This is a genomic window from Fructilactobacillus florum DSM 22689 = JCM 16035, assembly GCF_001436645.1.
GTDB lineage: Bacteria > Bacillota > Bacilli > Lactobacillales > Lactobacillaceae > Fructilactobacillus > Fructilactobacillus florum.
The window spans coordinates 14,148-27,606 of the sequence record NZ_AYZI01000012.1 but is presented as its reverse complement, the minus strand read 5'-3'; the positions used below and the strand labels follow the sequence as shown (position 1 = coordinate 27,606).

Here is a 13,459-nt window from a genome sequence, read left to right as displayed (position 1 = left end):
ATGTTTTTTTATAAATTTTTTCATAGACAAAGGAACTCCTATGTATAAGAATTGTTAAAATAATTTTAACACTTTTTAACATTAAACTATTTAATTAAAAAATACATTTTAAAATAAATTAAAGATAGTTAGTGTGCATAAATCTTATTAATATCTGAATTAATAATCATAAATCTTGTTTTTTAAATACAATTTTATATCAAATAAATAAAAAATATATTAATCCCTAATTCAAGTGAAATTCTATCTATTTAATTTAATAAATACTCATAAATATTTCTAATTCTAGTTTCAAACATAATTAATCCATTTTAGTCTTCACATATAAGTACCATAATATTTCCAATGAATTTAAGTAAAAACAGAGCATAAGGGAAAACTACATTCCAAAGTTCGGAATGCCTTGCAGTGCAAGGGTTTTCCAATAATGCCGCCTGTTTTAAGGTTACGTGTAACAACCATAAGATTTACGTTTGATTTACGTAAACCATAATTTGCTTAATTTTGTTGCTTAGCTATTATAAAAATCTAAAATAACTATTTATTTGGTTTTTAATTTGACAAAATTTTTATTAATACATACGAATAAATAAAAAAGTGAAAACACAAAAAAATGAATAAATATAAGTAATAGTAACATTTACCTAAATAATTTATAATCTATTTATTAATTCGTATCCCTATTTTATTTGATAAAGCTAAGATTAATAATAAGGAAGTGATTAGTATGATTGAATATTTAAAAGTGAATTTACACAATATTCAAAACGAAGAACAAACCCTTTTATTTTTAAAAGAAAACATTAAATATGCTACTTATTTTAGTGAAAAATTAGAATTAACAATTCAACCTTATGCAAAAAGAGAATTAATCCGTCGAGTAGATATTTATTATAGTGATTCTACATTTATGAAAAATTACTTTAATAGCGAAATACAATTATCTAAAACTAGAAAACAAATTAATAATCTAATAAAAAGAAAACCTAAAACATACAAAAATATAAGAAAGAATTTACTTGATATAACTAGAGTATCTTCTGAATTTACTTATCTTTCAGATTCAATTGCACGTGATTTAGAATTTGCAACTAAATTTTGGTTTGTAACTCCTGATGAACGAGAGTTTTTATTTAAGTCATTGGCTGATATGGGAATTAAATTTTTTCATGATTACGACTCAAATAGACCAACAACGTAAGCAAATTTAAGATCAAATTATTAATATAATCTCATCAAAAATAGCTAAAATTTTACTATTTATTTTCAATTGTTCATCAGCAAAGCGACTAAATAAAATGTGCCAATCGGACACAAATCGTGTGCCAACTAGGCACGTATTATAATAAGTGTGTCCCCATAGAAAACCCTTGCACTGCAAGGTCTCCAACGAATGTTGGGACAGTTTCCCCTTATGCTCTGTTTTTTATAAAAATAACTAATTCAGAAATAATTGATAGAGAACATTTTTATGGAGATATTAGAATTCTTAAAAAAATTGTTTTGGTTTGATATAGTTACCATATTTATTATTGTCATCTTTTTTATTCAAATCATTTGATATGTTATAGATTGAAACCACTTTATCTAATTTAAAATAAATATTAGATATAATTTATAGAATTTAAAGACCTTAAAATGACAACTATACCTACTTAAATAAACTTGATTTATTGTGTAATTTTTTTAAATGACAAATTCTATAATTACTTCGAACGGTAAATAAAAAAGTCAGTCCTAAGACTGACTTCCCAAGTTAATCATCACTGAATAGATTGAATATTATCACTGTTTTTTAATCTCCAAAAATTTTATCCAATCTATTTAATGTGACATAATCAATAAATTATGTATAATATATGTATACAGAGCAGAGTATATGAGAACACAAAAGCCACAGCTAATGCGAATAGCTGTGGCTTTTTTTATGTGGTTGGCATTTTGCCGACTACTTCTTACAATCATTGTACCAACGGTTGAAAATAGTTAATACTATTCCCACAATGATTGGATAAATTACAGAGTTTAACATATGAGAACCTCCTTCGCATTTATTTGCGAAGAGCCGGCTATTTAATAGTAGCATGTTTTTGATTGTATGGTTTTGAATTTATGAATTTTAACCAAAAGCAACAAGCTAGTGGTCATAAAGCTCGAATGAAAAGTAATGTTCATCAATATGTACTAGATAAGAGCCAGTCATTCGATAAAACAATTGTCGCTACTTTTGCCAATAAACAAGTTCAAGATCAATTATTGGACGGAAAAACCGATGATGAAAAGAAACGTATTTTAAAACTAGAAAGCTAAGCCCTTGCGGACTATGCTCAAAAGTTCAACGAACGTAATTCAAATATGAAAATAACTAAGTTTGTAACCAACGTTGACGAAAGTACTCCACATGTTCATGCTCAATTAATCGGTGCAGGCGATACTAGCAAAAAAGGGAAAGTTAGTATCAGTTTTAGCAATATGATTAAAAGAGCTTACAGAGAGCAAAATAACGGCCATAAAATCAGTGATAGCCGTGAGGCTTTAAGTTGGTGGCGAAAACAAGAAGATCAAGCTTTAGTCGATAGTTTTAATCAATATTTAGCACCAGAATTAGACCTTGATTTTAATTTATATCGAACTGGAGAGCATATTGCGGATTTCGATAGTTATAAACTTATCAGAGAAGTAAATGAAAAAGATAAAGCCCTTGAATATGCCGAAGAAATTAAATACTATGATCCAAATCATGTAATTGATAAAGATTTATATGATACCATTATTGAAAAAAACGATATTCAAATTGAACAAGAAAATTATCAAAATGAATATCAATCATTATCTTTTTCAGTTATTGACTTAGATCCAAAAAATAATATTGTTATTAAATCTAATATTGAACGACGTCAAAAAGCTAGAACTAAATTTGAAAAAATTGCAAAACAAAAAAATGAAATACCTCCATTTGGAAAATACCGAAATGAAGTGTCTGATATGACAAGTGAAACTAATTATGAAGAAATACCATACATCATACTTGATACAGGAAAAATACATTTTAAAGATCAAATTAAAACAAATGATGATAATAAACCGATATTTAAAAAAGAAAAAAAAGAACCAATTTCAACAGAAATTGGTTTTGAACAACACCTTAGAATGGGTTTTGAATATTTAAGAAACGTAGCACGTAAATTACGTGAAGACTTTCAAAAGAGATTACGTGATATCAAACAAAAGCTCGATCAAAGAGAAAATGAATTAAATGAACGTGCTGAGACGCTTGATAAACGTGAAGAACGTATTACTGATCGTGAAAAACAAGTTTCAAACGATCAGAGAACCCTTGTAAATGCGTCAACTCATGAATTACACGAAATTATACAAAGAAACTCAAGAGATTTCGGTCCATCTAGATAAGAATCAATAAGGAGATAATTAATATGAACAAAAAAATAATTAAAAAATCAAAAGCAATCATAAAATTTTATTCATTCATGATAACAATCATGCTCTTATGTTTATTGTACTTAAATTTAAAATTTAACCCTGCAATTATTTTTTGTTATTTATCATTAGGTTTTATCTTATTTTTTTCTCTACTATGTTATAGATACAATAAATATTACAGAAATAAAACAAGCCGAAATAAGTTGATTAATTTTATAATCCAAACCAAGAAAAAAGTGTTTAAATATACATTTATCATGGTACTATTAACAATAATTGTATCTATAAAAATAAGATTCGAATTTGATTACACAATTTCTTTAATAATTATATTGATAGTAGGTTCATCAATTGGATGTATTGCATGGGAATTATTTATTATAAACGTTACCAAGTATCTTAAATAATTTAATATATCATAAAAAAGCTAACTAATTTACTATTAGTTAGCTTTTTGTTTATGCAGATTGAATCGCGTTTTTTATAGAAACAAATAATGCAATAATTGCTGTACCAATTGCTGCAGCTGCATCTCCAGGAGAAGTAACTACTACAAGACCAATACCTGAAATCGTACCTATTAAGACTGCTAACCCAATAACAACTTTTTTAGAATTCTGTTCAACAAAATTTAACAACTCTATTTCTTGTTTAATCAATGGTAAATTACTTGGTTTAATTTTTAAAGAAATAGATAGATTTGCTTCAGTATTCCAATTTTTATTATCAATTTCTATTTGATAAATATTAATACTTAAAGAAATACTAATATATCCATCTGCATCATTATTAACTGATACAGACATTTGACCTTCATTAATGTCTTTAGATACTGTAAATTTATTAAATCCTTCAGCAATTACGTCTGCTACTGATCCTTTTACATCATACTTGTTTTCTAGCCATTTTGTTACATCTACTGATGGAACTGAACCATTAGTAATGGTAAAAATTCCATCTCCATCTAGTTCTTGTAATGATGCACTAGCATTCAATACCATTTTTACTGAATCAGTGATATTAACTGTAGTTAAAGGAACGTCTAATTCTAATTTTGTATTATCAGTAATATATCTTAATGCTTGTAAAGGGTCTACTGTTACTGGTGAAATAGGGTTAAATTTACTAGTACCAGTATCTCTACCAGATGATGCATCTTGATCAACTGCAATGTCAGCAAAATTAAATTCTGTGAATTGATCTAATGACCATTTCTTAGGCATTTTGTAACCTAAGTTACCACTATACCCAGTCGACATATCTGAGACAAATGCATTTACCGCATAACCTTCTTTCAAGGTTCGATTACATACATTTCTAGTACCATAAATACCTACTTTATAACCATTGCGTAAATGATTTTTAACAGATGCCATATATGGAATAACTGTTCCAGCGATATCTCCATCTTGCACATCGGTATCAACGGCAAAATAAATAGTAGTTCCTTTAGGAAAGCCCAAACGTTGTGCTGCATTTGCGGCAACATTTGCATCATATACACCTTGATTTGCAGTAAAGTATTCTTCGCTTCCGTCGTTATCTTGGTAAATCGGAAAGATACTTAAACCTGCATTAACTAAGTTCTCAATTTCTGATGAAGTTAAATTTTTACGACGGCGATTAGATCCTACCCCAACTGTTCCAGTTAAATAACGTCCGATTAAATTAAATCCAAAGTTTTTTAATTTTTTAGCTGTTGCACTTGAAACTTGAAATGATGTATCACAAGCATCAGAGTCTCGGTTAGTATCACCATTAGAGGTTAGTAAACCTTTAATAACCTCTAAATCAGCTGAACCATTATAAGGGGCTAATTTCATGAATTCTCTAAAACTAAGTACTGCTGATGCAACACTTGCACTATAAACTCCATCAACCGCACCATCATAAAATCCATTTACCATTAATCCATATTGAATAATTTTAACTGTTGGTCCTGCTTCATCTTGGTAAACTGTAGGAGTGTAATTAATCGTAGTTGGTCCATATACTCCATTAGCTTTATCAGCTAATCCGATTGATACTTGTAAAGCATAAATCAAAGCCGTATTAGTATTACGTTGGTAAAGACCATCAGTAGGTACTAAACCTAAATCATCACCGAAGTATGCTAAATAATTACGATTTAAATATTGTTGCATTTGACGAACTGAATTAGTTCCACCATCTAATAATTTAAAGGCACTCATATCAAATAGTGCTGCCATCAATGAAACCGTTAGGTTACCAATACTTAATCCAGCATCTTTACGTAAGCTATCGACTGCTGCTTGAGTATCTTTAGAAAAGGTTGTATTAAATGAACCAGGATTATATCCTTTACACCAAAATGCACCTTGAATTAATTTAGCAATATTTCCTTTATAACCAACTACAAATCCTGCTACTTTAGAACCTACAGCATTTTTAGTTTGAGCACCAAAACCACTGGCAACTGGATTAATACCTAATTCATGTTGTAATCCTTCACGCAAACCATAGATTGTATTCCAACCTGTTTGTCCATTTTCTTTAATTTTAGTAAATCCACTTACCTTTCCGTATTCTGAATTTAACCATTTTTGTACTTTTAAAACTTGTTGATCCATTTTTATTTCCTCCATTTATTTTTTGATATAATTTTTCAACTTTGTTCGCAATAATATACATGTATATCCTATAACCAATTGATTTTTGTAGTTTATTGCTCTACAATTAACTTAAATAAAAAACCAACACGTCTGTTGGGGATATTCGTTAATAATCAACTTGATTACAGGGAATACTATATATACATATATTCTATATGTCAACAATTTTATAGAAAAATATTCTAAATAAAAATGAAAGAGTGCTTAAAATGTCTATATATCAACGTATTAAGGAACTTGCAAAAAAGAAAAATATTTCTATTCGTGAATTAGAACATCAAATGGGATTTCCTAACGGAACTCTCCTAAAATGGATTGATAATGCTAATTCTCAAAAATTAAAAAAAGTGGCTAACTACTTTAACGTTTCAACCGATTATTTATTAGGAAATGAAAACAGCGAAAAATCAACTGCTAATTTAGACGATCTAGAAACAATCATGATGTTTGGTGGAAAGCCCGTTCCAGAAGAAGACAAAGAAACTGTCTTACAGATTTTAAGGAGTTTACGGGATGCAAGAAATAATAAATAGTCTATTTAATTATGCTTTTGATCATGATATTCAAGTTACCTATACAGATAAATTATTAGCCAAAACAAGATCATTTGCTGATATTCCTACTAGATCAATCGTTATTAACGCTAACGAACCTAATCAACGTCGTTTACCTTTAATCATTGCCCATGAAATTAGTCATGTACTTCAATGTGATATCAACGATGCTAAATTAAATTTTTCAACAGCATTAAAACCGCATTATGAACAAAAAGCTAATGTAAATGCTATTGATTTACTAATTCCATTTTATGTAGAGGAAAAAGAGCTATATCAAATTAACGTTGATGAGTTTATGGAATTATTTGCAATACCCAGTTCATGGAGAGACATCTGTATTACAGAAATGCAAAAAACAAACATTAGTTAACATAATGTCCATTAAGCGAAGTTAACCAATAAAAGCCCCGTAAATCAACGTTTACGAGGCTTTTTGTTTGTGAAAGTTTGTGAATTTTGAAAAACGGAAAATCGACCCGCTAGAAACGTTGATTTAACGGTGTTCTGACTTTGTGAAATTTTGTTACAGTTTTTTGAAACATCTACAGAAATAATTCTTTCAAATGTCTTTAATACATTTAAAGACATTTGAAACTGTAACACCATAATATCTATCTATTGAAGACATTAATTGTTTTTCATCATTGTATAAATCTACAAAGCTTTGTTTACCTTTTTTCAGTATAGGAGCAATATTAATTCTAGTTCAATAATACTATTTTTTAATTTTTTTCAATCCAAATAATCCTAAGGTTCCTATTAATGTTACTCCAATCATTAATAACAAAGTAGATGTTTCTTCCCCAGTTTGTGGTAGAGTTCCTTTTAATTTATGTTTATTATTTTTTATATTTTTATTGCTGTATTTACCAGTGATAATATTTGATGAACTAATATTATTTAATGATTGTTTACTGTTAGTTCCAATATTGATTAAAGAATTTCCATTATTATAACCATTAATAATATTACTGCCTGAATCATTTTTAGATTTATTATCTGTCTTAGCTAAAACTGTTACAGTAACAACTTTACTTTGTCCATCAGTAGCACTAATTGTTACATTGTAAATTCCCGGCACATTTATATTTACTTTAGAAGTATCAATTGTAACCACTTCTGATTTACCAGTTTTATCTGTTGCACTTGCATCAAAATCATTATCATTAAATTGATTACCGGTATAAATGGTAATATTTTTACCAGTAATTGATTCCTTATTAGCTAAAACTGTTACAGTAACAATTTTACTTTGTCCATCAACAGTAGTAAGAGTTACAGTATAAACACCAGGTTTATCAATATCTACTTGTGATGTATCAATATTAACTAATTCTGAATTTCCTAATTTATCAGTAGCTCTAGCGTTAAAGTCAAAATTATTTATCTTATCACCTATATAAATAGTTACATTTTCACCATTAATTGAAGCTTTACTTGGGACTGAATTTCCCCAAATCCATGTTCCATAATGAATATTACCGTCAGTTAATTTATCAGATGATAAAGCTGTATCACCAGGCACTACATTTCCAACATTATCAATTTGTACCCAACCGTTGTATTCTTTAGAAACCATTGGTAATTCAACACTTGAATTGAATAAAGTATTATCACCAAATTTAAGTTTTCTTAAACTCGTATCATTTGAAAATACATTTTTCATATTAGAAACATTTTTGGTATTCCAATTAGATAAATCCAGACTATTCAAGTTAATATCTCCTTGAAATAAACTAGACATATCTTGTACTTGGGAAGTGTCCCAATCAGAAATACCTGATATTTCAGTTAAAGCTTGATCCTCACTAAACATATTGGACATATTATTTACATTTGAAAAATCAAGATTGTTTAATCCAGTAATGCTGTTTAAATCAGTTAAATTAGAAAATAGATTATTACTATCAACAGGAACTAAAACACCAGAGTCTATTTTAATACTGGTTATTTTATTAGACAATAATTGGACATAATTATCATTATAAATAGGACTCAAAGTCCCACTAACAATTTCTAAAATTCCAGTTTGTCCACTTTCACCATGGAAAATTGCACTAGCTCCACCATTTAGAGGAAATTTAAATGTTCCACCGTCTGCAATAGTAATTCCACCTTTAAATTGAGTGTTATTAGACTTAAATTTATTATCAACTAAGTTATTTTTAAATTCATTTGGATTATTATTTACTGGATTAGGTTCATCTTTTTTACTAATTTTAGAATTATTAGGGCTAAGTAAAGTTACTTGACTATCATTCTGAATTTGATTTTCAGATGATTTAGTCTGATCATTTGTAGTTTGTAAGACATTTTGTGAAACAGATAAAGTTGTTTGTGGATTAGTATTATTTGTTGAAACTGCTGTATCTGATGTTTGAGATGTAGTATCAGCAGACACAGTCATTCCACCAAAAATAATAGTCATTGAAGCAAAAGTTACACCCCAATACTTACCCAGCCGTGTCTGCTTTTAACTGATTTATATCTATTCTTATATTCACCAGTAGAAAATGCTACGGCGTTATGTTTGTTATATATTTTGTTTTTCATAAAGTTATCCCCTTAGTTATAATTAAATTATACAAATACCTAAGATAAAATAATACAAATAGATAATTTATTACCAATTATTGATTCAATATCAGCCCAACATTTTTCATTTGATATTTTTTTATCATTAATTTCTTTAAATATACTATTAGAAGGATTAAATTGTCTTCCAAATAACCAATTATAGAAATTAGAAAAAGTGGGTAATTCTTCTAAACTTTTCCCTATTGATAAAAGAAGTCCTAAATCAAATCCATTACCAATAATAACCGATATATTAGCATTGTTATTTTCCATGTTATTCCCCTTGTTCCTATGTCAATAAATGGCAAAAATTTTGTTAGACAGATATCTTAATTCTTATGGTATTATACCAATGAATATAATTTTCTGTTTTCAAAATCAATTCTTAATAACTTGTGAATCTTATTTGAAATGCGAATCCACGTTTTAAAATTGAATGAAAGGCTTCAATCGGCCCATTATCATATGGATAACCTTTTAAAGAATAAGAATGTTTTATTCCATGTACTTTAAGGACATTTTCATATTGAGAGCTTGTGTACTGACTTCCCAGAATGTAAATACACAGGCTTTTTATTTTTACATAATGCATCTAATATCATATCTACAACTAAATAACTAATCATTGTTTTTGAAATATTTTTGGATAATATCTTATAATTTATGTCATCAAAAACTATCCTTAAAAATATAAAAAACTAAAAACACTGGTTATTATATATAACATATAAGGATAAAGAAAAGTATAAATGAAATATCTTATTGGCAATTGGTAGCACTTAAGTTATCCTGTATCTAAATCACCTATATCAACGATAATAGTGTTTTTATTCTCTTGTTTTAAGGATTTCAGTTGTTGTTCTAATTGTGATAATTCATTAATATTTTCTTCTGTAATATCTTTTAGCACATCAATGCGGTATTGTTCCTTTTTATTTTGAAGCTGTCTTACAAGGGTATATAACGTCGTATATGCCTTCTTTTTATTAAATCCTGTGTCTTTTATGATTAATTTATTTTCTTTCTTAAGTGACTTCAAGGCACGACTTAAAGAGCTAGGACTAATCCCTAAATTTTGTTGTATTTTTCTTGTTGAAATAACTACATTTTCATTATTTGTAGCTACTTTATTAAAAAACGTTATTAGATCTTGTTTCCATTCACTCTTATGTGAGTACTTACGATCTTCACGTTTTTTAGCAAATTTATACCAGCTATTACTCTTAACTTGTTTTAATTTAGTTTGTTCTGATGTTGAAGCCCATGTTTCAATTAATTCATTGATGTAAATTGAACTAGCTCCTTTATATATGCCTGAATAAGCGTCTCTAATACAACGATCTACGTCTCGTTGGTTTAGTGATACTTTCAAATTAGTATTAAATTGATCTAATAGGTCATAACAGTCATTTTCATTCATTCGTGACGAATAGCATGCCAATGCCAATGTTAGAACAGTATTATGGCGTCCAATCCCCATTCCTGGTTTAATATCTGTCTTATGTAAAAGCCAATCAAACCAAGGCTGGTCTACTTGTTTACCATAAGTAGTTTTATTTGATTTAATTACTTGTAGCTTAGGTTTATGTACTTGATAAAATTTCTTACTCCAATTTAATAATTCAGAAAATTTAACCGTCATTTCTGATTGGAAATAAATAACATTATCTTGTCGAGGAATACGAAAAATACCAAAGTTATTACAGCCAACATCAACTTGTCCTAATTCATTTTTAATCGATGCTTTGATATTGTTAGAAATCATCTTAGAAACTTCTAAAACTGGATATCTAGACCCTTTTTTACTAACAAAAGCTGGTTCATTTAACACGTAAACAACGTGATATTTTTGTCCTTTAAATTCAAAATTTTCCTTTACAGAACTTTTACCATACTTGTTAGTATCTACTTGATAAGCTTTCTGACTTAAAAAACCATCCCAATTATTTTCATAATTATCTTTTTCAGCCATATATATCATCTCAATTCTTTTGTATTGTAAACTATCTCAACATCTTTAATATTTGTCTTACCCTTTTTTACAGGAATAACATCATAATCTTCTAATGCTGGTTTCCAATTATCCATTGTGTATGATAGAGTGTGCTTTTCATCATCTAAATCATTTATTATCATTGGGAAAACAACATGTCCCATTGGTAAAGCAAAATAATGATCAAATTTAATTTTTTTACACCAGCATAATGATCAGCAAAATCTTTAGCAATTTTATATTCTACTTTCTTAACATGTTCGACTCTAATAGCTTCTTTTCGTTCTGCATCTTCATTATTTTTTTTCACCGCAAAACCTCCTATAAAAATTAATAAACCAAACGTAACTAATAATCCTTTATAATGTTTTTTAATAAATTCTTTCATAAACACAAGAACTCCTATGCATAAGAGATGAAGACTTTTTATTTAAAATGTAATGTAATTTGAATCAAATTCATTTATCCAATAATCTAAATTCTTCAACTATTTCTTTTACTTTCAGTAAATTATCCAGCTTTGAATCTTGAAACTGAATTCCAACCTTACTGTACATAAGGCGTTTTGGAAAACTCATTTCAACTTTACCGCTATCTGGATTAATACGACCTATTAATGTATTTGTTAAGGTACTTTTCCCTATGACACCTACTGACCTTCCTAGTCTTAAATCAATAGATAAATCTTCAAACAATATTTTCTCTTTGTATTTTTTACTTAGTCCAATACCTCTAAGCACAAAAAAAATCCTTGATATTATTTATTAAAAATAATTAGGTATAAATTAAAAACATCGGTAACCGCCAATGTGTAAACAAAACGCTGGTATTCATATTTGAATGTGTTTTGGGTCATATTATTTCTGAACAACAATTTCAATACCATAATTTATATTTTTTAAAAGAGGATTTCTAATTTATTATATGATATTATTATTTTTTAATTGATACAAATTTATATTTAATATGTTAAAAATCATATACTCTAATATGAAAAATCGTTTTTACTGAAATTTTAACTGTTTTTCAAATGTGAAATTATTCGATTTGTAATACAACTAGTATAATTACTGAGTTTAGATATATGAAATAGGAGGTTTTTAATATGGGATTTGATGTTGAAAATGCAGCTAAGATTTTAGGAAATAATATTATGATTGAACGTAAAAATCGAGGATTATCCCAATACGAATTGGCTGACGGCATATGTTCCCAATCAATGATTAGTAGCATTGAAAAAGGACATTATGTTCCAAATTCAATATTATTAGCTCAGCTCTGTAATAAACTTGGTATCTCTATACATAATGCAATGTTAAATAATTTTTTTGAGATAGGTGAGTCTAGGGAAAATACAAAAAAGATAGAAAATCTTTGTAATAATCATAGATATGAAGAATTAATTGAATTTATGAACAAATCTAATCTATTAGATTCATTATACTCAAATGAAGATTTTCAAAAATATTATTATTACTATGGATGTGGATTATACCAATTAACTGGTAATGCAAGGATATCTTTAAGGTTTTTAAAAATGGCTTTATTGTATACATATTCAAATAAAAAAGAGATTAATTCGCCTATTGAATTATTATTATTAAGTGCTATTAATTTCATTACCGCAAAATCAACTAAATTTATTAATGTAGATGCTTCTGACATTAAAAAAAGCATAAATTGTATTCTAAATAAAAAATACACAATTTATAATCAAAACTTAAATGTTATTTTCTATCAATATGCACTAATTCTATTTCATGAAAAAAATTACATTCAATCAATAGAAACATTAACTAATGGGATACAATGGATTACCAAAAATGAATCAACTTATATGTTATCTGATCTATATTTTTTGCTATCTCATTGTTATTCAAATATTAATAATGAAAGAGACCAACAGGAAGCAACTGATTGTGCTTATTTATTATCTAAAATATTTCATCAGAAAATTAATGAAAATATTTAAACATCATTTCTGTATCTTGAAATTACCTGCTTGGGGTAAATTACCAAGAGCTACATCACAGATTGACATAAAATTCCATTATTATTTTAATTTAGCAAACTTTATTCGAAGCCCCCACTTCGGGGTAGCGGTTTAAATCAAACTAATTACAATTCTTCGACATTGAACAAAATCTTCACATCTATCAAAGATAATTTATTTGACGAATTAACATGATCACTTTGTAAGGAAGGTCATAAGACTTTGATTAATGGCGTGGGCAAATTTATGCTGGCAATTCAAAACA

At 27.8% G+C, this 13,459-nt stretch carries 13 protein-coding genes; 6 read left to right on the top strand and 7 right to left on the bottom strand.

Going from position 1 to position 13,459, the window contains the following annotated elements; genetic code table 11:
* Nucleotides 1–727 precede the first annotated feature (727 nt).
* The 3 genes from FC87_RS06350 (at nucleotide 728) to FC87_RS06340 (ending at nucleotide 3,411) form a co-directional block, all read left to right on the top strand.
* Nucleotides 728–1,201 (top strand): hypothetical protein, encoded by a 474-nt coding sequence (locus FC87_RS06350; RefSeq protein ID WP_054691105.1) that lies wholly within the window; start codon nucleotides 728–730, stop codon nucleotides 1,199–1,201.
* 911 nt (nucleotides 1,202–2,112) lie between these two features.
* Nucleotides 2,113–2,310, top strand: a complete 198-nt coding sequence (locus tag FC87_RS06345) for a hypothetical protein (RefSeq protein ID WP_156656541.1) — start codon at nucleotides 2,113–2,115, stop codon at nucleotides 2,308–2,310.
* Nucleotides 2,311–2,355: 45 nt separating this feature from the next.
* On the top strand, nucleotides 2,356–3,411 hold the full coding sequence (locus tag FC87_RS06340; protein WP_056961945.1) for a hypothetical protein: 1,056 nt from the start codon (nucleotides 2,356–2,358) through the stop codon (nucleotides 3,409–3,411).
* A gap of 488 nt (nucleotides 3,412–3,899) precedes the next feature.
* Here the strand turns inward: FC87_RS06340 and FC87_RS06330 are convergent, their stop codons facing one another.
* Nucleotides 3,900–6,032 carry a glycoside hydrolase domain-containing protein gene (locus FC87_RS06330; protein WP_035421737.1) on the bottom strand — a complete coding sequence of 711 codons (2,133 nt, stop codon included), beginning with the start codon at nucleotides 6,030–6,032 and terminating at the stop codon, nucleotides 3,900–3,902.
* A gap of 251 nt (nucleotides 6,033–6,283) precedes the next feature.
* On the opposite strand from FC87_RS06330, the gene FC87_RS06325 reads away from it, so the two are divergent.
* Both FC87_RS06325 and FC87_RS06320 read left to right on the top strand, forming a co-directional pair.
* The gene (locus tag FC87_RS06325; protein WP_009167032.1) at nucleotides 6,284–6,607 is read left to right on the top strand and encodes a helix-turn-helix domain-containing protein; all 324 of its coding nucleotides are present in this window, start codon (nucleotides 6,284–6,286) and stop codon (nucleotides 6,605–6,607) included.
* Entirely contained in the window at nucleotides 6,588–7,001 is a 414-nt protein-coding gene (locus tag FC87_RS06320) for an ImmA/IrrE family metallo-endopeptidase (protein ID WP_009167031.1), read from the top strand. Before FC87_RS06325 ends, FC87_RS06320 begins: the two co-directional genes overlap by 20 nt.
* Nucleotides 7,002–7,346: 345 nt before the next feature.
* On the opposite strand, the gene FC87_RS06315 is transcribed toward FC87_RS06320, so the two are convergent.
* The 6 genes from FC87_RS06315 to FC87_RS06295 form a co-directional block, all read right to left on the bottom strand.
* Nucleotides 7,347–9,032 carry a BspA family leucine-rich repeat surface protein gene (locus tag FC87_RS06315; protein WP_162257638.1) on the bottom strand — a complete coding sequence of 562 codons (1,686 nt, stop codon included), beginning with the start codon at nucleotides 9,030–9,032 and terminating at the stop codon, nucleotides 7,347–7,349.
* A 191-nt stretch (nucleotides 9,033–9,223) separates the two neighbouring features.
* Nucleotides 9,224–9,481, bottom strand: a complete 258-nt coding sequence (locus FC87_RS06310; RefSeq protein WP_054691118.1) for a hypothetical protein — start codon at nucleotides 9,479–9,481, stop codon at nucleotides 9,224–9,226.
* A gap of 43 nt (nucleotides 9,482–9,524) precedes the next feature.
* The gene (locus FC87_RS07215; protein ID WP_369403831.1) at nucleotides 9,525–9,590 is read right to left on the bottom strand and encodes an IS3 family transposase; all 66 of its coding nucleotides are present in this window, start codon (nucleotides 9,588–9,590) and stop codon (nucleotides 9,525–9,527) included.
* A 402-nt stretch (nucleotides 9,591–9,992) separates the two neighbouring features.
* Nucleotides 9,993–11,180, bottom strand: a complete 1,188-nt coding sequence (locus FC87_RS06305) for a primase C-terminal domain-containing protein (protein ID WP_009166374.1) — start codon at nucleotides 11,178–11,180, stop codon at nucleotides 9,993–9,995.
* 160 nt (nucleotides 11,181–11,340) lie between these two features.
* On the bottom strand, nucleotides 11,341–11,589 hold the full coding sequence (locus FC87_RS06300) for a hypothetical protein (RefSeq protein ID WP_056961942.1): 249 nt from the start codon (nucleotides 11,587–11,589) through the stop codon (nucleotides 11,341–11,343).
* Nucleotides 11,590–11,659: 70 nt separating this feature from the next.
* A complete protein-coding gene (locus FC87_RS06295; protein ID WP_056961941.1) occupies nucleotides 11,660–11,941 on the bottom strand; it encodes an ATP-binding protein in 282 nt (93 codons plus the stop codon).
* A 365-nt stretch (nucleotides 11,942–12,306) separates the two neighbouring features.
* Here FC87_RS06295 and FC87_RS06290 point away from each other — a divergent pair, with 365 nt between their 5' ends.
* Nucleotides 12,307–13,173 carry a helix-turn-helix domain-containing protein gene (locus FC87_RS06290; protein ID WP_056961938.1) on the top strand — a complete coding sequence of 289 codons (867 nt, stop codon included), beginning with the start codon at nucleotides 12,307–12,309 and terminating at the stop codon, nucleotides 13,171–13,173.
* Nucleotides 13,174–13,459: the final 286 nt, after the last annotated feature.

Coding starts and splice junctions, on each gene's coding strand:
- FC87_RS06350 (WP_054691105.1), top strand. CDS start 728: ATGATTGAATATTTAAAAGTGAATTTACACAATATTCAAAACGAAGAA.
- FC87_RS06345 (WP_156656541.1), top strand. CDS start 2,113: ATGAATTTTAACCAAAAGCAACAAGCTAGTGGTCATAAAGCTCGAATG.
- FC87_RS06340 (WP_056961945.1), top strand. CDS start 2,356: ATGAAAATAACTAAGTTTGTAACCAACGTTGACGAAAGTACTCCACAT.
- FC87_RS06330 (WP_035421737.1), bottom strand. CDS start 6,032: ATGGATCAACAAGTTTTAAAAGTACAAAAATGGTTAAATTCAGAATAC.
- FC87_RS06325 (WP_009167032.1), top strand. CDS start 6,284: ATGTCTATATATCAACGTATTAAGGAACTTGCAAAAAAGAAAAATATT.
- FC87_RS06320 (WP_009167031.1), top strand. CDS start 6,588: ATGCAAGAAATAATAAATAGTCTATTTAATTATGCTTTTGATCATGAT.
- FC87_RS06310 (WP_054691118.1), bottom strand. CDS start 9,481: ATGGAAAATAACAATGCTAATATATCGGTTATTATTGGTAATGGATTT.
- FC87_RS06305 (WP_009166374.1), bottom strand. CDS start 11,180: ATGGCTGAAAAAGATAATTATGAAAATAATTGGGATGGTTTTTTAAGT.
- FC87_RS06300 (WP_056961942.1), bottom strand. CDS start 11,589: ATGAAAGAATTTATTAAAAAACATTATAAAGGATTATTAGTTACGTTT.
- FC87_RS06290 (WP_056961938.1), top strand. CDS start 12,307: ATGGGATTTGATGTTGAAAATGCAGCTAAGATTTTAGGAAATAATATT.